This window comes from Allobosea sp. 05T439 (assembly GCF_056396005.1).
On record NZ_JBFTKP010000005.1, the window covers coordinates 196,415 to 217,440 of the forward strand.

17 protein-coding genes are annotated in these 21,026 nt (G+C 65.9%); 11 read left to right on the forward strand and 6 right to left on the reverse strand.

What is annotated here, in order from left to right:
* Positions 1-12 precede the first annotated feature (12 nt).
* Together cmk and AC1DIO_RS08000 are read left to right on the forward strand one after the other, a co-directional pair.
* Entirely contained in the window at positions 13-639 is a 627-nt protein-coding gene (cmk, locus tag AC1DIO_RS07995) for a (d)CMP kinase (RefSeq protein ID WP_441505121.1), read from the forward strand.
* A 77-nt stretch (positions 640-716) separates the two neighbouring features.
* Positions 717-1,529: a DUF1194 domain-containing protein gene (locus AC1DIO_RS08000; RefSeq protein WP_476853301.1), complete on the forward strand. Its 813-nt coding sequence runs from the start codon at positions 717-719 to the stop codon at positions 1,527-1,529.
* A gap of 7 nt (positions 1,530-1,536) precedes the next feature.
* Here the strand turns inward: AC1DIO_RS08000 and hrpB are convergent, their stop codons facing one another.
* From hrpB to AC1DIO_RS08015, 3 genes are all read right to left on the reverse strand, one after another.
* Positions 1,537-4,044: an ATP-dependent helicase HrpB gene (gene hrpB, locus AC1DIO_RS08005; protein WP_476775107.1), complete on the reverse strand. Its 2,508-nt coding sequence runs from the start codon at positions 4,042-4,044 to the stop codon at positions 1,537-1,539.
* A gap of 46 nt (positions 4,045-4,090) precedes the next feature.
* On the reverse strand, positions 4,091-4,879 hold the full coding sequence (locus AC1DIO_RS08010; RefSeq protein WP_441491980.1) for a class II glutamine amidotransferase: 789 nt from the start codon (positions 4,877-4,879) through the stop codon (positions 4,091-4,093).
* Between the two features lie 92 nt (positions 4,880-4,971).
* Complete coding sequence (locus AC1DIO_RS08015) at positions 4,972-5,451, reverse strand: hypothetical protein (RefSeq protein ID WP_441491981.1); 480 nt, start codon at positions 5,449-5,451, stop codon at positions 4,972-4,974.
* Positions 5,452-5,604: 153 nt separating this feature from the next.
* On the opposite strand from AC1DIO_RS08015, the gene AC1DIO_RS08020 reads away from it, so the two are divergent.
* Positions 5,605-7,023 carry a sodium:proton antiporter gene (locus tag AC1DIO_RS08020; RefSeq protein WP_476775108.1) on the forward strand — a complete coding sequence of 473 codons (1,419 nt, stop codon included), beginning with the start codon at positions 5,605-5,607 and terminating at the stop codon, positions 7,021-7,023.
* 112 nt (positions 7,024-7,135) lie between these two features.
* On the opposite strand, the gene AC1DIO_RS08025 is transcribed toward AC1DIO_RS08020, so the two are convergent.
* The 3 genes from AC1DIO_RS08025 to AC1DIO_RS08035 form a co-directional block, all read right to left on the reverse strand.
* Complete coding sequence (locus AC1DIO_RS08025) at positions 7,136-8,146, reverse strand: Lnb N-terminal periplasmic domain-containing protein (RefSeq protein WP_476767756.1); 1,011 nt, start codon at positions 8,144-8,146, stop codon at positions 7,136-7,138.
* 36 nt (positions 8,147-8,182) lie between these two features.
* Positions 8,183-9,793 (reverse strand): phosphoenolpyruvate carboxykinase, encoded by a 1,611-nt coding sequence (locus tag AC1DIO_RS08030; protein ID WP_476853302.1) that lies wholly within the window; start codon positions 9,791-9,793, stop codon positions 8,183-8,185.
* Between the two features lie 193 nt (positions 9,794-9,986).
* The gene (locus AC1DIO_RS08035; RefSeq protein ID WP_141740036.1) at positions 9,987-10,766 is read right to left on the reverse strand and encodes a HugZ family pyridoxamine 5'-phosphate oxidase; all 780 of its coding nucleotides are present in this window, start codon (positions 10,764-10,766) and stop codon (positions 9,987-9,989) included.
* Between the two features lie 202 nt (positions 10,767-10,968).
* Between AC1DIO_RS08035 and AC1DIO_RS08040 the strand changes: the two genes are divergently transcribed.
* From AC1DIO_RS08040 to tsaE, 8 genes are all read left to right on the forward strand, one after another.
* The gene (locus tag AC1DIO_RS08040; RefSeq protein ID WP_476853303.1) at positions 10,969-11,670 is read left to right on the forward strand and encodes a response regulator transcription factor; all 702 of its coding nucleotides are present in this window, start codon (positions 10,969-10,971) and stop codon (positions 11,668-11,670) included.
* Between the two features lie 72 nt (positions 11,671-11,742).
* Positions 11,743-13,539, forward strand: a complete 1,797-nt coding sequence (locus tag AC1DIO_RS08045; protein ID WP_476853304.1) for a stimulus-sensing domain-containing protein — start codon at positions 11,743-11,745, stop codon at positions 13,537-13,539.
* Between the two features lie 9 nt (positions 13,540-13,548).
* A complete protein-coding gene (locus tag AC1DIO_RS08050; RefSeq protein WP_441491985.1) occupies positions 13,549-14,016 on the forward strand; it encodes a hypothetical protein in 468 nt (155 codons plus the stop codon).
* 110 nt (positions 14,017-14,126) lie between these two features.
* Positions 14,127-14,528 (forward strand): PTS sugar transporter subunit IIA, encoded by a 402-nt coding sequence (locus AC1DIO_RS08055; protein ID WP_043234821.1) that lies wholly within the window; start codon positions 14,127-14,129, stop codon positions 14,526-14,528.
* Position 14,529: 1 nt separating this feature from the next.
* Positions 14,530-14,865, forward strand: coding sequence for an HPr family phosphocarrier protein (locus AC1DIO_RS08060; RefSeq protein WP_069878534.1), 336 nt, complete (start codon positions 14,530-14,532; stop codon positions 14,863-14,865).
* Between the two features lie 290 nt (positions 14,866-15,155).
* Entirely contained in the window at positions 15,156-16,556 is a 1,401-nt protein-coding gene (gene ahcY, locus AC1DIO_RS08065; protein ID WP_476775109.1) for an adenosylhomocysteinase, read from the forward strand.
* A 497-nt stretch (positions 16,557-17,053) separates the two neighbouring features.
* Positions 17,054-19,420 carry a sensor histidine kinase gene (locus AC1DIO_RS08070; RefSeq protein ID WP_441491986.1) on the forward strand — a complete coding sequence of 789 codons (2,367 nt, stop codon included), beginning with the start codon at positions 17,054-17,056 and terminating at the stop codon, positions 19,418-19,420.
* Entirely contained in the window at positions 19,417-20,970 is a 1,554-nt protein-coding gene (tsaE, locus tag AC1DIO_RS08075; RefSeq protein ID WP_476853305.1) for a tRNA (adenosine(37)-N6)-threonylcarbamoyltransferase complex ATPase subunit type 1 TsaE, read from the forward strand. The genes AC1DIO_RS08070 and tsaE overlap by 4 nt, the downstream gene beginning before the upstream one ends.
* Positions 20,971-21,026: the final 56 nt, after the last annotated feature.

A 21,026-nucleotide genomic window follows, 5' to 3' on the forward strand; every position in this document is an offset into this window, starting at 1 on the left:
ATGCGCAAGCGCCTGGTCATCGCCGTGGATGGTCCTGCCGCCTCGGGCAAGGGTACGCTGGCGCGGCGGCTCGCGGCCCATTACGGCCTGCCCTATCTCGATACCGGCCTGCTCTATCGCATGGTGGCCCGCGCGATGCGGGACGTGGGCAAGGATATCCACGATGACGAGGCCGCTGCAGCGATCGTCTCGACATTCGATGAAAAGGCCTTCGCCGAGGACAGCCTGCGTGGCCGCGAGATCGGCGAGGCCGCATCGGTCGTTGCGGCGATGCCGGCGGTCCGCAAGGGGCTGATCGACCGTCAGCGCCGCTTCGCCGGGCAGCCGGGCGGGGCCGTTCTCGACGGGCGCGATATCGGCACGGTGATCTGCCCCGAGGCTCCGGCCAAGCTCTTCGTCACCGCGACGCCGGAGGTGCGGGCGGCCCGGCGCCACAAGGAATTGGCCGGACGCGGCGAGCTTGCCTCCTTCGAGGGCATCCTGGCCGATATCAGGCGTCGCGATGCCCGCGATTCCGGCCGCAGCGATGCCCCGCTGAAGGCAGCTGAGGACGCGGATATCCTCGACACCTCGGCGCTCACGGTCGAGGAGGCGGTCGCGGCCGCGATCGCCATCGTGGATGCCCGCCGCGCGGGCTGAGCCTGCCGATAAATCATTCTTGGCGAGAGCCGAAACGAGGTGCACACTTCCGCCGCGCCCTGATGGCGGAGGTGGCGATGCGGCATGGGCTGTTCGGTCTCTTGAGTCTTGCGGCGGCCGGCTTCTGGACGGGCACGGCGCCGAATGCCCAGCCGGCGGCCGCCCCGCCCGACGAGGTCGATCTCGCCCTCGTGCTGGCGGTCGACATTTCCTATTCGATGGATCTCGACGAGCTCGCGCTGCAGCGCGGCGGCTATATCGAGGCCTTTCGCTCGAAACAGCTGCACGACGCCATCGCCAAAGGCGCGCTCGGCAAGATCGCCGTGACCTATTTCGAATGGGCCGGCGGCAATTTCCAGCATATCGTCAAGCCCTGGACGGTCATCGACACGCCACAATCGGCCATCGCCTTTGCCGAGGAGCTGGGCGAGGCTCAGACACGGCGCGGCCGGCGGACGTCGATTTCGGGCGCGATCGATCTCGGCATGCAGTTGCTCGATCAGGCCAATGTCACAGCGATGCGCCGCGTGATCGACATCTCGGGCGACGGCGCCAACAATGACGGGCGCCCCGTTACCGCGGCGCGCGACGATGCCCGCGACAAGGGCATCAGCATCAACGGCCTGCCGGTGATGCTGAAGCAGGCGAGCTATTTCGATATCGACAATCTCGACGTCTATTACGAAGACTGTGTCGTCACCGGCGTCGGCGCCTTCGTGATCCCGATCCGCGAACGTCACCAGTTCGTCGATGCGACCCGGACCAAGCTTGTGCGCGAGATTGCCGAGGTCCCGGCTGCCGAGGCCACCATCCAGAAGGCGCAGGCGAAGGAGCCGCGCGTGTCCTGCCTCTCGGGCGAGAGGCAGTGGCGCGACCGGATGGGGAATTGAGGCGGCCTCAGGTGCCGCGCGGCTTCGCTCGCGTCGTCGGCAGCGCTGCGGCTGGATCGTCCGGCCAGAGATGGCGGGGATAGCGGCCCTTCATGTCGGCCTTCACCGCGGCCCAGGAGCCGCGCCAGAAACCCGGCAGGTCGCGGGTCACCTGGATCGGTCGATGCGCCGGCGACAGCAGCTCCAGGACGAGCGGCACGCGGCCGGCCGCGAGCGAGGGGTGCTGGGCAAGCCCGTAAAGCTCCTGCACGCGCACCGAGATCGTCGGTCCCGCCTCGGCCGCATAATCCACGGCGAGATGGGAACCGGTCGGTGCAACGAAATGCGTCGGCGCCTCGGCATCGAGCCGGCGTTTCAGATCCCAGGGCAGCAGGCTGGCCAGCGCCGCATCGAGGTCGGCCGGCGCAATCGCGGCGAGCGAGGTTCGCCCCTCGATATGGGGCGCAAGCCAGAGTTCCGGCTCGGCTGCGAGCCCGGCATCGGACAGGTCGGGCCAGGGATTCTCGCCTTCTGTGCCGATTGCGGCCTGACGCAGGAAGGCGGTCCGCTCCCGCAATTGCTGCTGTGCCTTCGTCCATGGCAGCAACCCAATGCCCAACGTCGCCACACCAATCGCCAGGGTCGCAGCGTTCTCCGACGTTGCCTCCACTGCAAGCGGGCGCTCCGACAGGCTGATGGCGCCATAGCGCCTGACCGCACGCGCACGCAGAGCGCGGGCATTGCGGTCGAAGATCGTTTCCGTCCGCTCCTCCAGGCCGAAGGACGCCAGGCCTTCGGCGGCCTGACGAAGGACTTCGTCTTCACCGATTGCGGCACCCCCAAGGATTCGGGCCTGTTGCGCTGTGCCCGTCATGTCGGCCACGACGATCCAGGGCTCGCGGGCGAGGCGCTGCGTCGGCTCAAGCGCCGCACCGCGGCCATTGGCCAGGAGATACTGGCCCGAGCCCGCTGCGCGTAGCCTGGCGATTCGATCGGGATAGGCGAGCGCGAGCAGGAAGCCGATGGAGCCCGTCGCGTCGCACCCGGGCGGGCTCGCCTTCTCCGCCAACCGGGCCCAGCCCTCCGCGAGGCGGCGCATATCGGCGGCACGACCACCGCGCTCCCGCCCGAAGCGCTCGGCCCGCTCGGCGAGATCCGTCGCATCTCCGCCGAGCCCCCGCTCGACCAGCAGCGCCGCCAGTTCCGCCGCCGCCCTGGCCTGACCGAAGCGCGCGGCAACGACGACCATGCGCGCGAGGCGTGGCGGCAGCGGCAATGCCTGCAAGGCCCGGCCATCGGCGGTGATGCGGCCGTCATCGGCGAGTGCGCCAAGATTGAGCAGCAGCGCCCGCGCCTCCTTCAGGGCAGGCGCCGGCGGCTGGTCGAGAAAGGCGAGCGATGTCGGATCGGCGACGCCCCAGGCGGCGCAATCAAGCAGCAGCGGCGCGAGATCCGCAGAGAGGATTTCAGGCCGGGCGAAGGCTTCCAGGGCGCCAGTGCCAGCCTCCTCCCAGAGGCGGTAGCACACGCCCGGTTCGGTGCGGCCGGCGCGGCCGCGGCGCTGGTCGGCCGCAGCGCGGCTGACCCGGCGGGTCTCGAGCCGGGTCACGCCGATATCGGGCTCGTAGACGGGGACGCGCGCGAGGCCCGAATCGACCACCACGCGCACCCCCTCGATGGTGAGCGAGGTCTCGGCGATCGAGGTCGCCAGCACGATCTTGCGACGTCCGGCCGGCGTCGGCAGCACGGCGCGATCCTGCTCGGCCTGATCGAGCGCGCCATAGAGCGGCGCGATCTCGACCGCGGGATCGCGCACCCGTTCGCGCAGCCGCTCCTCGACCCGCCTGATCTCGCCCTGTCCCGGCAGGAAGACGAGGAGCGAACCCGATTGCTCGTTCAGGGCCTGCTGCACGGCCTCGGTGACCTGGTCCTCGATCCGCTTCAGCGGATCCCGGCCGCGATAGCGCGTCTCGACAGGATAGGCCCGGCCCTGCGATTCGATGACCGGCGCGGCGCCGAGCAGCTTTGCGACCCGCGCGCCGTCCAGGGTGGCCGACATCACCAGGATGCGCAGGTCCTCGCGCAATCCGCCTTGCGCGTCGAGCGCCAGGGCGAGACCGAAATCGGCATCGAGGGAGCGTTCGTGGAATTCGTCAAAGAGCACGGCGGCGATGCCGTCGAGCGCCGGATCGTCGAGGATCATCCGGGCGAAGACCCCCTCGGTGACGACCTCGATCCGCGTCTTCGGCCCGATCTTCGATCCGAGCCGGACACGCAGGCCAACCGTGTCGCCAACGCGCTCCCCCAGCGTCTGCGCCATGCGGCCGGCAGCACCGCGAGCCGCGAGCCGGCGCGGTTCGAGGATGATCAGCTTACCGCCGGTCGCCCAGGGCTCGTCGAGCAGGGCGAGCGGGACACGCGTGGTCTTGCCGGCGCCGGGAGGAGCGACCAGCACCACATTCGGGCCGGCACGGAGCGCCGCGGCGAGATCGCCCAGGACGGCATCGATCGGAAGCGGGGTATCGAAATCGCGCATGGCGCGATGTGACGCAGCCGGCGCGCGGACGCAAGCGATGGCGGACTCAGGCTGCCTGCCGAAGCCCGACCTCGAAGGGGCTGACCGTGATCGCGCCTGATTTTACAGACACCATCGAATTGCATCCGAGCGCCTGCCAGCAGTCGCGCGCGGCATCGACCGGCTCGGACGCGACGACGATGCTGTCGCTGCGGTTGCAGATATAGAGCGTCGGCGGCCGCGTATCGGAAGACCAGCGCACGGCGTGGATCGTCTCGCCATCGGCGAGCGCGGCGGCGCAGCGCAAGGGCTCGCGAATGCCGGCCGCCTGCATCAGGGCCAGCGCCTCGCCCAAGGTCCAGGCCAGCGCTTCGCCGGGCGAATAGCCGTCCGCCATGCGGGCGAGCGCCAGCAGGAAGATCGCCTCCGAATCCGTCGTGCCGACACGGGCGGCATAGAGCGAATCGGGAATCAGGCTCTCGAGCTTGCGGCGGATCAGGGCGTAGCCGCCGATCTGGCCGTTATGCATGAAGAGATGCCGGCCATGGACGAAGGGATGGCAATTGGCCCGCGTCGTCGCCGTACCGGTCGCAGCGCGCACATGGGCGAAGAAGAGATGCGAGCGCACCTGACGGGCGATCGAGAGCAGGTTCTCGTCGGACCAGGCCGGACGGACCTCGCGATACTGCCCGGGCTCCGGCTTCTCGCCATACCAACCGACGCCAAACCCGTCGCCATTCGTGCCGGTCTTGCTCTCCTCGGCATGGAGCGACTGGTGAATCAGCGAATGGCAGGGCGAGGCGACGAAATCCTCAAGAAAGACCGGAACGCCGGAATAGGCGAGGAAACGGCACATGGTCGGTCCCGAATCAGGCTGCGGGCGGGACGCCGCATTGAGGAGATTATTCCACGAGAATGAACCGTGACATAACAAATCTTCCCCGCACCCTACTCGCTGCAGGAGAAATCCAGCTTCGCTTCCTTGCGGCTCCGACCGACCTTCACCTCGATCTCGAGCGGAGCGCAGGTGGCGCTGTCGAGCAGGAAGGCCTTGTGGATGCGCCCCTCTTCGCCAAAGAGGAACCCGCCATAGACGCGCCTGAGCAGGATCCTCTCGCCGGTCTTCGCCTTCTGCCTGACGGTGAGCGAGGCGAGGTCGCGCGCGATCTTGTCCGAGGATTTGGTGTTCTTCGCGCCGGTGAAGGAAAGCGTCACCAGCAGCGCATCGGCCGGCTCGCCGGCTTCGCCCTCGCCGATCACTGCATTGTGGAGCGCCTTCTTCGTACCGACCAGATTCTCCGAGAGCCTGCCGGTGCGCTCGAGGAAGAGCTGGGCCTTGATCTCCTCGACCGCGACCTGGGCGAAGGCTGAAGCTGAAGACGCCGCCAGAAGGCCCAGGCCGAACAGTGCGGAGAAAGCCGGTTGCATCGTCGAGGCCCCATCTGAATCACGCCCTATCGGCAGGATTGCGCAGCTATGCCATTTCGCCGTGAGGTTGCTAGCCCTCCGATCAGGCTTTACGCGACAACCCAACCGGGCGATGACGGAAACCGCTCGATATCGGGATTGGGGAGCGGGTCCTTGAAGTCAGTGATTTCGCTTGCGGGTGCAGCCTTGGCGCTGTGCCTGGTTCCCAGCCTCACATTCGCGGCGGGCGATATCGGCGGGGCGACGCTCGGTGCGGCCTGGGCTCTTCCCTTTGCCGGCATGCTGCTCTCGATCGCCCTCGGACCGATCCTGTTTCCGCATGTCTGGGAGCTCAATTACGGCAAGTTCGCAGCCTTCTGGGCAGCGCTCGTGCTGGTGCCTCTGGTCCTCTTCCGTGGCTTCGATCCGGCGCTCGGATCACTGCTTCACACCGCGCTGCTCGAATATATCCCCTTCATCATCCTGCTCTTCGCGCTCTTCACCATTGCCGGCGGCATCCTGATCACCGGGAATCTGCGCGGTACGCCAGCGACCAATACGGCTCTGCTGGCGATCGGGACCACGATGGCGAGCGTGGTCGGCACGACGGGCGCCTCGATCATCATGATCCGGCCGCTGCTGCGCGCCAACGACGACCGCCGCCACAACGTCCATGTCGTCGTGTTCTTCATCTTCCTGGTCTCGAATATCGGCGGCTCGCTGACCCCGCTCGGAGATCCGCCACTCTTTCTCGGCTTCCTGCGCGGCGTCAGCTTCTTCTGGACGACCCAGCACCTCCTGCCGGAAACCAGCTTTGCGGTCGCTGTGCTGCTCGCGCTGTTCTTCGCGCTCGACAGCTATTTCTTCAGCAAGGAAAAGGGGGCTCCAGCCCTCAAGGATCCGACGCCGGACCGTGCCATCAAGCTCTTCGGCAAGGTCAATATCGCTCTGCTCGGCGGCGTCATCCTCGCCATCCTGATGTCGGCGAACTGGAAGCCCGGCACTGTCTTCGACATCCATGGCGTTCATGTCGAGCTGCAGAATGTGGTGCGCGACGCGATCCTGCTCAGCCTCGCGGGTCTCTCGCTGGTACTGACGCCGAAGCCGGTGCGGGCCGGCAATGAATTCAGCTGGGGGCCGATCAAGGAGGTCGCCAAGCTCTTTGCCGGCATCTTCGTCTGCATCATCCCGGTGCTGGCGATGCTGCAGGCCGGCAAGGACGGGGCGTTCGCACCGCTCGTCGCGCTGGTGACGCATGCGGACGGAACGCCGAACAACGTCGCCTATTTCTGGCTGACCGGCATCCTCTCGTCCTTCCTCGACAATGCCCCGACCTATCTGGTCTTCTTCGAACTCGCCGGCGGCGACGCGAAAGCCCTGATGACAACCGGTGCACTGACGCTGACCGCGATCTCGGCCGGCGCGGTCTTCATGGGCGCCAACAGTTATATTGGCAACGCGCCGAACTTCATGGTCTACGCCATCGCCAAGGATCGGAAGGTCAATATGCCGAGCTTCTTCGGCTACATGATGTGGTCAGGCGCGATCCTGATCCCGCTCTTCCTGCTGCAGACGGTGATCTTCTTCAGGTAGCGGCAGCCTTGTGCGGCAGCTCGGCCCCGTGCCGGGCGCCCGCCATCCCCCGTTCACGGACGGACGAGGTCGGGGGCGCTCCGGGCGCGTCCACCCCATGGCTTGCGAGGCGCTAGGGCCGGCCCGTCGGCACGCCTTCGCGAATCCTCTGCGAAAACGCGGGATCGTCGAGGGACAGTGTGCGTGCCCGCTCACTGATGCGCCCGCGTCGAATCAACTCGTCGAGCGGCATGTCGGAGCGGATCGCACCGATGCGGGCGAGGTAGCCCGGCAGGTAGCCGGAGAGCAGCACGCGCGGATCGAGCGGCAGCGAGAAGGTCCAGCCGGGGGCAACCGAACCGACGAGATGGTAGACCACCGTCGTGCAATTGGTCGTCAGCGTGTTGTACCAGCGCGGCTTCTTCGCCAGCCGGTTGATGTCGGCGGCATAGGCGAGCAGCACGTCGCGGGCCTGGGTCGGGGTCGCGGCGAGCCGGAACAGCCTGACATCCTCGCCACGCGCATGGGTGCGCAGGCCAACGATGTCGCGCTCGTCGGCGGCGACATAGGCCATCTCATAGGTCCGGAAGAAGCCGGCCAGCGACGACCATTCCTCGCCCTTCTCGCGCCGAACCTCGATCGAGAAGGTCAGCGGCGGGGAATCTGAGAAGGTGAAGCTGACGAGCAGATGCGCAATCGCTTCGCCGGACCAGTAGGACAGGAAGAGATCGGCGCCCTCGATCTTCGACAGGTCGAAGCTGCGCGTTTCCCAGTGCTGATCGTAGTCGGTTTCGGTGCGCCAGCGGAAATGACGCAAATTGCTGACGGTGATGCGGTCGCCCTCGCGCGCGATCTCCGGCAGGCGCGCAAGCTCGGGGATCCAGTCGCGATCATGGGATGGCAGCATGCTGTTCCACCAGCCGAGCAGGCCGAGGAACACGACCGCGAAGCCCAGCGGCAATCGCAGGGCGCCGGTCCAGATCCCGATCAGCCCGGCCAGCGCGGCGAAGCCGAAGCCGATGGCGCCCATGATGGCCAGCGCGCCGTTGAGGCGGAACAGCAGGAGGCCGACGCCCCAAAGACCCGCCCCGACGATGACGAGGGTGGTGAGAAGCTTCAGCAGAATCAAAAAGAGGCGGCTCATCGCCGCCTCTCGTAACACATCAATCCGATTCGGGCGTCACGCCGCGAGCGAACTGGTCGGCGCTGCCGCCTTCACGGCATCATCGACATGGCTCTMGAAACGCTTGAAGTTCTCGCGGAACATGCCGACGAGCGTCTTGGCGGTTTCGGCGAACTCGGCCTTATCCTGCCAGGTCTTGACGGGATAGAGGATGTGCGGCTCGACGCCGGGCACCGAGGTCGGCACCGCGAAGCCGAAATAAGGATCGCGGCGGAAATCGGCGCGGTTGAGCGAGCCGTCCAGCGCCGCCGACAGCAGGCGGCGGGTGACGCGGATCGGCATGCGCCGGCCGGTACCGTACTTGCCGCCGGTCCAGCCGGTGTTCACCAGCCAGCAATCGACATGGTGCTTGGCGATGAAGTCGCGCAGCAGATTGGCGTATTCCGACGGGTGACKCGGCAGGAAGGGCGAGCCGAAGCAGGTCGAGAACTCCGGCTCGACGCCGACAAGGCCGCGCTCCGTGCCGGCGACCTTGGCGGTGTAGCCGGAGAGGAAATGGTACATCGCCTCGGCCGGGGTCAGCTTGGCGATCGGCGGCATCACGCCGAACGCGTCGGCCGTCAGCATCACGATGTTCTTGGGCGTGCCGGCCCGGCCGGTGCGCGACGCATTCGGGATGAAATCGAGCGGATAGGCCGAGCGGGTGTTCTCGGTCTTGCTCTGGTCGTCGAAATCCACAACGCGGCTGATCGGGTCGAGCACGACATTTTCGAGCACGGTGCCGAAACGCTGCGAAGCAGCATAGATCTGCGGCTCGGCCTCGGCCGAGAGCTTGATCGTCTTGGCGTAGCAGCCACCCTCGAAATTGAAGATGCCGTCCTTCGACCAGCCATGCTCGTCATCGCCGATGAGCGTGCGGTCAGGGTCTGCCGACAGCGTGGTCTTGCCGGTGCCGGAGAGCCCGAAGAAGATCGCCGGGTCTTCATTGCGGCCGACATTCGCCGAGCAATGCATCGGCACGACACCCTTGGTGGGCAGGATGTAGTTCAGATATGTGAAGACCGATTTCTTCATCTCGCCGGCATAGGCGGAGCCGCCGATCAGCACGATCTTGCGGGTGAAATCGATGGCAACGACGGTCTCGCTGCGGCAGCCATGGCGCTTGGGATCGGCCTTGAAGCTGGGGAGATCGACAATCGTCATCTCCGGCACATAGGTCGGAATCTCTTCCGGAGCCGGGCGGATGAGCAGGTTGCGGATGAAGAGCGAGTGCCAGGCGAACTCCGTGAAGACGCGAGCCTTGACACGATGCACCGGGTCGGCGCCGCCATAGAGATCCTGGGCAAAGAGTTCCTTGCCTTCGGCGTGGCTGATGAAATCAGCGAGCAAGGTCTCGAACTGCGCCGGCGTGATCGCGCCGTTGTTCTCCCACCAGACGGTTCCTTCCGTCAGCGCATCCTTGACGACGAACTTGTCCTTCGGAGACCGGCCGGTATGGCTGCCGGTATCGGCGCAGAGCGCACCGCCATGGGCGATCTCGGACTCGCCGCGCCGCAGCGACTCCTCGTAAAGGCGCGCCGCTTCGAAGTTCCAGCGCACCGCCTTGAGCTTGCGGAAGCCGAATGTGTCGGCGCCGCAGGCGGTGTTGAAGTGACCGATGGTCTCCACAGGCATTCTCCCAAACGGCGCCCTTCGACGCCTTGTTTCGACATGGCGGACTGTGCTTCCGCCACCGTGGGCGAGATCAAGTGCGGCGCTCTTTAAGCGCATGGCGGCGCCGGCTCAAGTCACCGACGAAACTTGAGCAGGCACAAGCTTCCCTAAATCGATTGAATAATCCGAGCCCTCCAGCACAGCGTCATCAGGCCGCAGCTCGGGCCTTCTGGGCCAGCGCCACCAGCGCGGCACGCAACGCCCCCGGGCTGGTGACACGCTCGGGAAAGACAAGGCGCGCCGCAGCATCGCCGCAGACAAGATCAAGCCCTTCGGGGTCGAGTCCCGTCGCCCGCCAGCGCCCCTCCGCCTCACCCAGCAGCCGCGTCGCATACAGCGCGAGCGCGTCCGCATGGTCCTCGTTCATATGTGCGACGGCGCCGTCCTCGGCCTCGATCAGCGCATCGCACCCCGTCAGGTCGAGCAGGACGTCACCTGTCGCGATCTCGGCTGCGCGGGCAAACCCGCCATTGGGATGGAGCCCGGAGACCTCGAGCCGGAAGAGCGAAAAATCGGGGAAATCAATGTAGAGCTTCGACTTGGGGTGACGCGCCAGGAACCGGCGCCGCGCCCGCGGATCGTCGGTGCGCAGGGCACGCCCGGCCACGCTGACGCGCTTCGAGTTGGCCATGGGGTCGCCCTTCCCCAACGCAAAGCACAGGATCGAGCAGCGCGGATCGGCATCGAGATTGCGCGTATGCAATGCGAGCTTCGAGAGCAGAAGAAGCGGCGTTCCATCGACATCGGTCGCGACATTCACGAGAGTCGACAACGGAAATCCGCTTGCCGGGTCAAGGGTCGCCAGCGGCGCCGTGCGAGCAATGCGCAGCAGCTCGCGCGCCATCGCGACCGCATCGAAGGAATCCGGCGCCGTGCCCCCGAGTTCGACGCCGCGCGGCGTGATCGCCTGTCCCTGAACCTCAGACATCGCACGCTCCTCACCCTCAAAAATCGGCCTTGGTGAGCCGCACCAGCCGAAGCCGCCGACAGCCGCTCCGGACCCTTTCGGCATAACAACGCGTTAGGCTGTAGCGAAACCGTCACGGCACCGCTAGATTGCAGCCACGGTTTGGCCGCTCTCTCGCGAGAGTGGACCCGTCATTGCAACGCGGCCCAGAGACGTAAAGCCCATGCCAACCATTGCGCTGGTCGATGACGACCGCAACATCCTGACCTCGGTCTCCATCGCCCTCGAGGCCGAAGGATACCGGATCATGACCTATACGGACGGGGCATCGGCGCTTGATGGGCTGAAGCAGAACCCGCCGGATCTGGCGATCTTCGATATCAAGATGCCACGCATGGACGGGATGGAGCTGCTTCGGCGGCTCAGGCAGAAATCCGACCTGCCGGTGATCTTCCTGACGTCGAAGGACGAGGAGATCGACGAGCTCTTTGGCCTGAAGATKGGCGCGGATGACTTCATCCGGAAGCCGTTCTCGCAGCGACTGCTGGTCGAGCGCGTCAAGGCGATCCTGCGCCGCTCAGGCGCCAAGGATGTCAGCGCGCCAGCGCGACCGGAAGACGCCAAGGCCCTGGAGCGCGGCCAGTTGCGCATGGACCCGGAGCGTCATACCTGCACCTGGAAGGGCGAGCCGGTCACGCTGACCGTCACCGAATTCCTGATCCTGCAGTCGCTGGCACAGCGTCCCGGCGTGGTGAAAAGCCGCAACGCCCTGATGGACGCCGCCTATGACGACGAGGTCTATGTCGACGACCGCACCATCGACAGCCATATCAAGCGGCTGCGCAAGAAGTTCAATCAGGTCGATGCCGAGTTCGACATGATCGAGACGCTGTACGGTGTCGGTTACCGCTTCAAGGAGATGTGAGAATCGCGATCGATGCCTTGACCTGCTCCGAGGGACACTTAACGGCCTTCGTGGAATTGGAACGCATCACGCATGGCGACGATTGAACAGGACAGACCCCGCGCCGAAGGCCGCCGCAGCCGTCCGGCGCTGCGGCGGCGCGTAGCGCTTGCGGGACGGCATGCCTGGCGCGCCATCTCGTCGCGCGCGGCCTCCAGCCTGACGCGTCGCATCGTCGTCCTCAATCTCGCCGGGCTCGTGGCACTGCTGCTCGGCTTTCTCTACCTCAATCAGTTCCGCGAAGGATTGATCGAGTCCCGGGTGCAAAGCCTGCTGACGCAGGGCGAGATCATTGCCGCCTCGATCGCGGCCTCCGCGACGGTCGAGACCGACACGATCACCATCGACGCCGATAAGTTGCTGCAGCTGCAAGCAGGTGAGAGCGCCGGCATTGCCGACGATCCGCTCGATTTCTCGATCAATCCCGAGAAAGTGGCGCCGCTGCTCAGGCGCCTGGTGACGCCGACCAAGACCCGTGCCCGCGTCTATGACAAGGACGGGATGCTGACGCTCGATTCGCGCAATCTCTATTCGCGCGGCGACGTGCTCCGGCTCGACTTGCCGCGCCTCGGCGAGCAGGACGAGGCGCCCTTGCTCGAGCGCACATGGAACATGCTGCGCAGCCGGCTCGGGCGTGCCGACGTGCCGGCCTATGACGATTTCGCCAATGCCAATGGCAAGTCCTATCCGGAGGTGGCACGCGCCTTGAGCGGCGTTCCAGCCAGTGTCGTGCGCGTCAATACGCGCGGGCAKACCATCGTCTCCGTCGCCGTGCCGGTCCAGCGCTTCCGGACCGTACGCGGAGCGCTTCTGCTCTCGACCCAAGGCGGCGACATCGACGGCATCATCGCTGGCGAACGCTACGCCATCATCCAGGTCTTTGCCGTTGCTGCGGGCGTGATGATCGTGCTGTCGGTGCTGCTGGCCGGCACGATCGCCGAGCCGATCCGCAAGCTCGCCGACGCTGCGCAGCGCGTGCGCAAGGGCGTGAAGTCGCGCGAGGAAATTCCCGATTTCACCAATCGCCACGACGAGATCGGACACCTGTCAGGCTCGCTGCGCGACATGACAAAGGCGCTCTACAACCGCATCGAGGCGATCGAGAGCTTCGCCGCCGATGTCGCCCATGAGCTCAAGAACCCGCTCACCTCACTGCGCAGTGCCGTGGAAACGCTGCCGCGCGTGAAAAACGACGATTCCCGCGGCCGGCTGCTCGCCGTGATCCAGCATGATGTCCGGCGCCTCGACCGCCTGATCTCGGATATTTCGGATGCGTCGCGGCTCGACGCGGAGCTGGCACGCAACGATGCCGCCCCCGTCGACATGGCCCAGGTCTTGGAAGCCGTGGTCAGCTTGCAGAACCAGACGCGTCGGGATGGCCAGCCCGGCATCGAGCTTTCGGTCGAGCGGCGCGGGCAGCGCCCTGGCGGACGTCAGGACTTCCTGGTGATGGGCCATGATTCCCGGCTCGGCCAGGTCATGGTCAATCTCATCGACAACGCCCGTTCCTTCTCGCAGCCCGACAAGCCCGTGCGCGTCATACTGTCGCGCGTCGGGCCCGATGTGCTGATCAGCGTCGAGGATGACGGGCCGGGCATCCCGCCCCACGCCATCGAGCGCATCTTCGAGCGCTTCTATACCGACCGACCGGACGAGGGCTTCGGGCAGAATTCCGGGCTCGGCCTTTCGATCTCACGCCAGATCGTCGAAGCCCATCGCGGCAGCATTCGGGCCGAGAACCGGCTCGACCGCTCGACCGGAGCTGAAGACCCGCCACGGCTCGGTGCCCGCTTCGTCGTACGGCTGCCTGCCGTTCAGCACATCGCCTGAGTTGCCGCCATGGACAATGCCAACACGGCCGCAACCGGCGAACGCGTGCATGCCAGCACGATTGCGATTGGAGAGGCCGGAATCATCATCCGCGGCCCATCCGGCGCCGGAAAATCGGTTCTGGCGCTGGCCCTCATCGCGCTCGCCAGGCAGGACGGCCTGTTTGCGCGCCTGGTCGCCGACGACCGGACCGAACTGAATGCGACTGGCGGCAGGTTGGTCGGCTACCCCGTCTCCCCGCTGGAGGGACTGATCGAGCGACGCGGTCTCGGCCTCACGCCMGAGCCCTACTTGCCCGGCGTCGTGATCCGGCTGATTGTCGATTGCAGTGGCGAGGAGCCGGAACGCATGCCTGAGCCGGAAGCGCTGGTGGAACGCCTGGCAGGTATCGACCTGCCGCGGCTGACCGTGAAGGGTCGGGCCGGTGACGAGCGGCTTGTCCTCACCGCCCTGCGCCTGTTCATGGGAGATGCGTGAGCCTTGTTTTCGACAAGATTCAATCCAGCTGTCTTGCCTAACCCGCGCGCCTGCCGCATAAACCGCGACCTTGTCCGGGCGCCTGCAAGCGCTCTCCGGTGCGATAGTGAATGATCGGACTCGTCCTTGTGACGCATGGGCATCTGGCGACCGAGTTCCGCTCAGCGCTCGAACATGTCGTCGGCCCCCAGCAAAACCTCGCCACCATCGCCATCGCCCCCGATGACGACATGGAGGCCCGTCGACGCGACATCATCGCGGCGGTCGAAGCCGTCGAGAACGGCAAGGGCGTGATCGTTCTCACCGACATGTTCGGTGGCACGCCCTCGAATCTGGCCATCTCGGTGATGGAACCCGGGCGGATCGACGTCGTGGCCGGGATCAACCTGCCGATGTTGATCAAGCTCGCCAGCGTGCGCGAGGAGAAGACCCTCGACGAGGCCGTAACCAGCGCGCAGGATGCCGGCCGAAAATACATCACCGTAGCCAGCCGGGTTCTGGCGGGAAAATAGGATGAGCGGCCAGGTGAGCAGCAGCGAAGACGATTGTGATTGCCCGGAAACGGCGATCCCGAACGGCGCGCTTTATTGCGAACTGCCGATCGTCAACAAGAAGGGGCTGCACGCCCGCGCCACGGCGAAATTCGTGCAGTGCGCCTCGAATTTCGACGCCGACATTACCGTGACCCGCTGCGGCGAGACCGTCGGCGCGACCTCGATCATGGGTATCCTGACGCTCGGCGCCGGCATCGGCTCGACCATCACCGTCGTCGCCAAGGGCCGTGACGCCCAGGAGGCGCTGAAGGCGCTCGAAGCGCTGGTCGCCGACAAGTTCGGCGAAGGCGAATAGACTGAGGCGCCGACCGCGCTCCCTTCCAGGTCGCCTGAGGTCGGATTTTGCTGCGCTCGGCCTGAGATGCGCTGGTGGCAAACCGTCCCCTCCCTTCCCGGACTGCTGACTTCTGATGGCAAGCACGCGACAATGCCCGATGCGGGCATCTGACGGGCGAGGTTCGCGCATGTCGCGCCGCGCTCATTCCCGGCGCATATAAAGACATCTTTATATCTTTGATTGCCTTCTGACGCCGTCGCTGCTAGAGAGCCGCGCGTCATTCAAGATCAAGCCATTGGAGCAGCCCCGTGTCGAAGCACGATTACGTCGTCAAGGACATCAGCCTCGCGGATTACGGCCGCAAGGAAATCAACATGGCCCAGGACGAGATGCCGGGCCTGATGGCGATCCGCGCCGAGCATAAGGGCAAGGCCCCGCTCAAGGGCGCCCGCATCGCCGGCTGCCTGCACATGACCATTCAGACCGCCGTGCTGATCGAGACGCTGAAGGAACTCGGCGCCGACGTGCGCTGGTCGTCCTGCAACATCTTCTCGACCCAGGACCATGCCGCCGCCGCGATCGCCGCGACCGGCACCCCGGTCTTCGCCATCAAGGGCGAGACGCTGGAGGAGTATTGGGAATACGTCCTGCGCACCGCGACATGGGGTGACGGCGGCACGCCGAACATGATCCTCGACGATGGCGGCGACCTGACCATGCTGATCATCCTCGGTGCCGAGGCCGAGGCCGGCAAGGCCGAATTCCTGGACAAGCCGGGCAACGAGGAAGAGACGATCTTCTTCAAGCTGATCAAGCGGGAGCTCAAGGCCAATCCAGGCTGGTTCACCAAGACCCGCGCCGCGATCAAGGGCGTCTCGGAAGAGACCACCACCGGCGTGCACCGCCTCTACGAGCTGGCCAAGGCCGGCCGCATGCCCTTCCCGGCGATCAACGTCAACGACTCCGTCACCAAGTCGAAGTTCGACAACCTCTATGGCTGCCGTGAATCGCTGGTCGACGCCATCCGCCGCGGCACCGACGTGATGATGTCGGGCAAGGTCGCGGTCGTCGCCGGCTATGGCGACGTCGGCAAGGGCTCGGCCGCTTCGCTGCGCCAGGCCGGCTGCCGCGTGCTCGTCACCGAGATCGACCCTATCTGCGCGCTGCAGGCGGCGATGGAAGGCTACGAGGTCGTGACCATGGAAGATGCTGCGCCCCGCGCCGACATCTTCGTGACCGCCACCGGCAATCTCGACGTCATCACCGTCGAGCACATGCGCGCCATGAAGCACCGCGCCATTGTCTGCAATATCGGCCATTTCGACTCGGAGATTCAGGTCGCCGGCCTGAAGAACTTCAAGTGGGACAACGTCAAGCCGCAGGTCGACGAGGTCGAGTTCCCCAACGGCAAGCGCATCATCCTGCTCTCGGAAGGTCGCCTGGTGAATCTCGGCAACGCCACCGGCCACCCGTCCTTCGTGATGTCCTGCTCGTTCTCGAACCAGACGCTGGCCCAGATCGAGCTCTGGAACCACCACGCCAAGTACGAGAACAAGGTCTACACGCTGCCGAAGCATCTCGACGAGAAGGTCGCGGCGCTCCACCTCGCCAAGGTCGGGGCCAAGCTGACTGTGCTCAACGATGCGCAGGCGAAGTATCTGGGCCTGGCCCCGACCGGCCCGTTCAAGCCCGAGCTCTACCGCTACTGACACGCCAACAGGCGTAAAGTTGAAGAAGCCCGGCGTTCGCGCCGGGCTTTTTTGCATCTGACTGACCTCTCATTATTGCAAGAAGACACCACTAATAGACAGTGCCCTACAGCCAGGCTCAATTTGTTGATTTCTTGGCCTGGGGCGGCACTCGGTCGCGATTTTCCACGCATTTACCTGCCATTAAGCACTTCCTGCCGGACTCCACCGGTGATTAGAGTGGAGCTGATTCGGGCCCGCTGCGTTCGCGCGAGGTCGAGCAAGCTCAAACGGGTTGGTGTGGTGGTGTGCGTGCGTCCGGTTCGGGCTGCGGCGCCTCGATCGGCTTTCCACCTTGGCCGTTCAACGCCAGGGTCGGGTTCAGACTAAGTGACGGAAGCAGAATGAGACGAGCGGGGCGAAAGAGACGGAACGGAGATGCGGGGCGCCACAGCGCACTGCTCCCAGGCCTCGCCGTCGGCAGCATTCCGCTTCCGGCGCTCGCACAAACCGAGATCATGGCTCCGCTCCCGGCAGGTGCGCTTGGTGCCGGCAGCCTTTCGATCGTCCTGGCCGGGCTTGTGGTCTTCGCGGCAACAACCTCGATCATCTATGTGCGCGAGCGGGGACGCTGGCAGCGCCGTGAAGGAGAGCTCGCGAGCGAACTGGAAGCGGCCCGCAGCCACCAGGAACGCCTGGGTGCGCTGCTCGCCTCCGATGCCCAGGTCGTGGTGAGCTGGAACGGAAAGAACGCCGAGCCGATCTTCGAGGGCGACAGCGGCTTTCTCGGCGCGCCCGGCGCTGCGCTGGCCCTTGCCTATGGCAGCTGGGCCCCTCCCGCCGACGCCAAGCGCCTGGAACTCGCCACCGACGCATTGAAGGAGCGCGGCGAAGCCTTCGGCTTCACGCTCAGGAGTCGCTCCGGCCCGTTCATCGATGTCGAAGGCCGCCCCGTCGCAGGGCGTGCGGTGATCCGTTTCCGCCAGGTCAGCGGCGAGCGGGCCCGGGTCATGGCGCTGCAAAGCGAACTTGAGCATGTCACCGCCGATCATGCAGCGCTCTCCACCTTGCTGGCTGGCCTGCCGCAACCGGTCTGGACCCGCAATGCCGACGGTCGCCTGAGCTGGGCCAATGCCGCCTATGCCCGCGCGGTCGAAGCTGCCGGCGGCAGCGAGGCGGTGAAGGGCGGCCTCGAGCTGCTCGACCGCAATGAACGGGAGAACGCAGCCAAGGCGCGCAGCGAAGGGCGCCCGTTCGCAACACGCGCTCCGGCCGTGGTAGCCGGCCAGCGGCATACGCTCGACATCCTGGAAATGCCGACGCCGGCCGGCTTTGCCGGCATCGCGACCGACATGAGCGAGCTTGAGGCCGTTCGCGCCGACCTGCAGCGCCAGATGGATGCGCATGTGCGCACGCTCGACCGGCTGAAGACGGCCGTTGCCGTGTTCGATGCCTCACAACGGCTGGTCTACAGCAATTCCGGGTTCGAGACGCTCTGGTCGCTCGACTCCGCCTTCCTCGAAGGCAAGCCCAGCGATAGCGAAATCCTCGACCGGCTGAGAGCCGAGCGCCGCCTGCCTGAACTCGGCGACTACCGCAGCTGGAAGGCTGCGGTGCAGGCCACCTATACAAGCCCGCGTGCCAGCGAGGACTGGTGGTATCTGCCGGACGGGCGGACGATCCATGTCGTCTCGAGCCCCAACCCGCAAGGCGGCGTCACCTATCTCTTCGATGACGTGACCGAACGCTTCACGCTCGAATCCCGATTCAATGCGCTGTCACGCACGCAACGGGAAACGCTGGACTCGCTGCGCGAGGGCGTCGCGGTGTTCGGTTCGGACGGCCGGCTCAAGCTCTCCAACCCCGCCTTCGCCCAGGCCTGGAAGATCCACGGCGACCTGGCCGGAGCCACGCCGCATATCGACGAGGTGGTCCGGCTCTGCCGGCCGCTCTATCCGCATGACGATGTCTGGACGGAGCTGCAGAGCGTCATCACCGGCGTGCGCGATGCGCGTGAGGACTATGGCTGCCGGATGGAGCGTCGTGACGGCACCGTGCTCGATTGCGCCGCCGCGCCGTTGCCGGACGGAGCGACGCTGATCACCTTCGCCGACGTCACCGCAAGCGTGAATGTCGAACGTGCCCTGACCGAAAAGAACGAAGCCCTGGAGAAGGTCTCGCGGCTGCGCGAGGATTTCGTCCACCACGTCTCCTACGAGCTGCGCTCGCCGCTGACCAACATCATCGGCTTCGCGCAATTGCTCGGCGCCGAGACGATCGGTGCGCTCAACGAGAAACAACGCGACTATACCGGCCATATCGTGCGCTCGTCCGGCGCACTGCTCGCGATCATCAATGACATTCTCGACCTCGCCTCGATCGACAACGGCGCTTTGGCGCTCGAATTCCAGGAAGTCGATGTCGCCGAGACCATTGCCCAGGCGACGGCCGGCCTGCACGACCGCCTGATCGACAGCAAGCTGACCCTCAAGGTCGATATCGCGCCCCAGACCGGCCCCTTGAGGGCAGATGGCCGCAGGTTGCGGCAGGTGCTGTTCAACCTGATCTCGAACGCGATCGGCTTCTCCGCTCCCGGCCAGACCATCGGGGTCACGGCCGGACGCCTCGGCGGCGATGTCCGCATCACCGTCGCCGACGAAGGCCGCGGCATCCCGGCCGAGGTCAAGGACAAGGTGTTCGACCGCTTCGAGAGCCATTCTCTCGGCTCCAAGCATCGCGGCGTCGGACTTGGCCTCTCCATCGTGCGTTCGATCGTCGAGCTGCATGGTGGCCATGTCGAGCTCGATTCTGCGCCAGGGCAGGGCACGCGGGTCACCGCGGTGTTTCCCTCGGAAGGCATGCCGCTCTCGGATGCCGCTGAATGACAGAGGATACCGTGAAGACAGGCGGGCATCGGCTGACGCTGGCCGGTGAAGCCGCCACTGTGCGGCTCGGCCGCGATCTCGCCGCGATCCTCAAGCCCGGCGATATCGTGGCGATCTCCGGCCATCTCGGCGCCGGCAAGTCGTTGCTGGCGCGCGCTATCCTGCGCGAGCTTGCCGACAACCCGGACCTGGAGGCTCCGAGCCCGACCTTCACCCTGGTGCAGAGCTACGACACGCTGCGCGGCAGCGTGATCCATGCCGATCTCTACCGGGTGCGATCCCCCGACGAGCTCGATGATATCGGGCTGATCGAGGATCTCGACCGCATCATCACGCTGGTCGAGTGGCCGGACCGGGCCGGTACGCGGCTGCCTGCCGGTCGGCGGCTCGACATCGTGCTCGACGTCGACCCAAAGGCGCCCGAGACCGGGCGGATCGCCAGTCTCGCGGGCGGTGTGCTCTGGCGCTCGCGCCTTGCCATCGCGATCGCAGCGCGGCGATTGATCGACTCTGCCGGATGGGGTGAGGCCAAGCGCGACTTCATGCTCGGCGACGCCTCGACCCGCGCCTATGAGCGGCTGACGCGTCCGGATGGACAAACCGCCATCCTGATGATTTCGCCGCCGCGCGCGGACGGCCCCGCGATCCGCCTCGGCAAGCCTTACAGCGCCATCGCGCACCTGGCGGAATCGGTCGATGCCTTCGTCGGCATGGATCGCGGCCTGCGCTCGCTGACCTATTCGGCCCCCGACATCTTTGCCCAGGACCTCGAGACCGGCCTCCTGCTGATCGAGGACCTCGGTGACGAAGGCGTGCTCGACGAGAACGGACCGATTCCCGAACGCTATGAGGCCGCCGCACGCCTGTTGGCCGACATGCATCGCCACACCTTGCCGGCGATCCTGCCGGTCGCCGACGGACGCGACTACATCGTGCCGGACTATKATCGGGGTGCGCTCTCGATCGAGACCGAACTCGTGCTCGAATGGTACGCCCCACATATTGCCGGCGTGACCTTGCCGGCGGTGACTCATGCCGAATTCAGCCGCATCTGGAGCAAGCTGTTCGACGAAATCCTCGCCGCACCATCGACCTGGACGCTTCGCGACTTCCACTCCCCCAACCTGATCTGGCTGCCGAAGCGTGAAGGATACGCCAAGCTCGGTCTGATCGATTTCCAGGACGCCGTGCTCGGCCACCCCGCCTATGATCTGGTCTCGCTGGGACAGGACGCGCGTGTCGACGTGCCGGCGGCGCTGGAACTCAAGCTGCTTGCCGCCTATGGCTCGGCGCGGCGGGCGGCGGACGAGAGCTTCGATCTCGCCGGCTTCGCTCGCGCCTATGCGATCCTGGGCGCACAGCGCAACACCAAGATTGCCGGGATCTTCGCACGCCTCGACAAGCGCGACGGCAAGCCTGCCTATCTCAAGCACCTGCCGCGAATCGAAACCTACTTGCGCCGCAATCTCGAGCACCCAGCGCTCGAAGAGCTGAAGGCCTGGTATCAGGCCTATCTGCCGAAGCTGTTCGAGACAGCCGAGAGCCCCTGAGAGGTCGTTCGCGACAAGCGCGACCGCGACGCGCTATGGATCGCGCAGGTTCATCA

Bases quoted from the DNA above. Each gene is read 5' to 3' on its own strand.
- AC1DIO_RS08000 (WP_476853301.1), top strand. From the start codon at position 717: ATGCGGCATGGGCTGTTCGGTCTCTTGAGTCTTGCGGCGGCCGGCTTC.
- hrpB (WP_476775107.1), bottom strand. From the start codon at position 4,044: ATGCGCGATTTCGATACCCCGCTTCCGATCGATGCCGTCCTGGGCGAT.
- AC1DIO_RS08010 (WP_441491980.1), bottom strand. From the start codon at position 4,879: ATGTGCCGTTTCCTCGCCTATTCCGGCGTTCCGGTCTTTCTTGAGGAT.
- AC1DIO_RS08015 (WP_441491981.1), bottom strand. From the start codon at position 5,451: ATGCAACCGGCTTTCTCCGCACTGTTCGGCCTGGGCCTTCTGGCGGCG.
- AC1DIO_RS08025 (WP_476767756.1), bottom strand. From the start codon at position 8,146: ATGAGCCGCCTCTTTTTGATTCTGCTGAAGCTTCTCACCACCCTCGTC.
- AC1DIO_RS08035 (WP_141740036.1), bottom strand. From the start codon at position 10,766: ATGTCTGAGGTTCAGGGACAGGCGATCACGCCGCGCGGCGTCGAACTC.
- AC1DIO_RS08055 (WP_043234821.1), top strand. From the start codon at position 14,127: ATGATCGGACTCGTCCTTGTGACGCATGGGCATCTGGCGACCGAGTTC.
- AC1DIO_RS08060 (WP_069878534.1), top strand. From the start codon at position 14,530: ATGAGCGGCCAGGTGAGCAGCAGCGAAGACGATTGTGATTGCCCGGAA.
- AC1DIO_RS08070 (WP_441491986.1), top strand. From the start codon at position 17,054: ATGGCTCCGCTCCCGGCAGGTGCGCTTGGTGCCGGCAGCCTTTCGATC.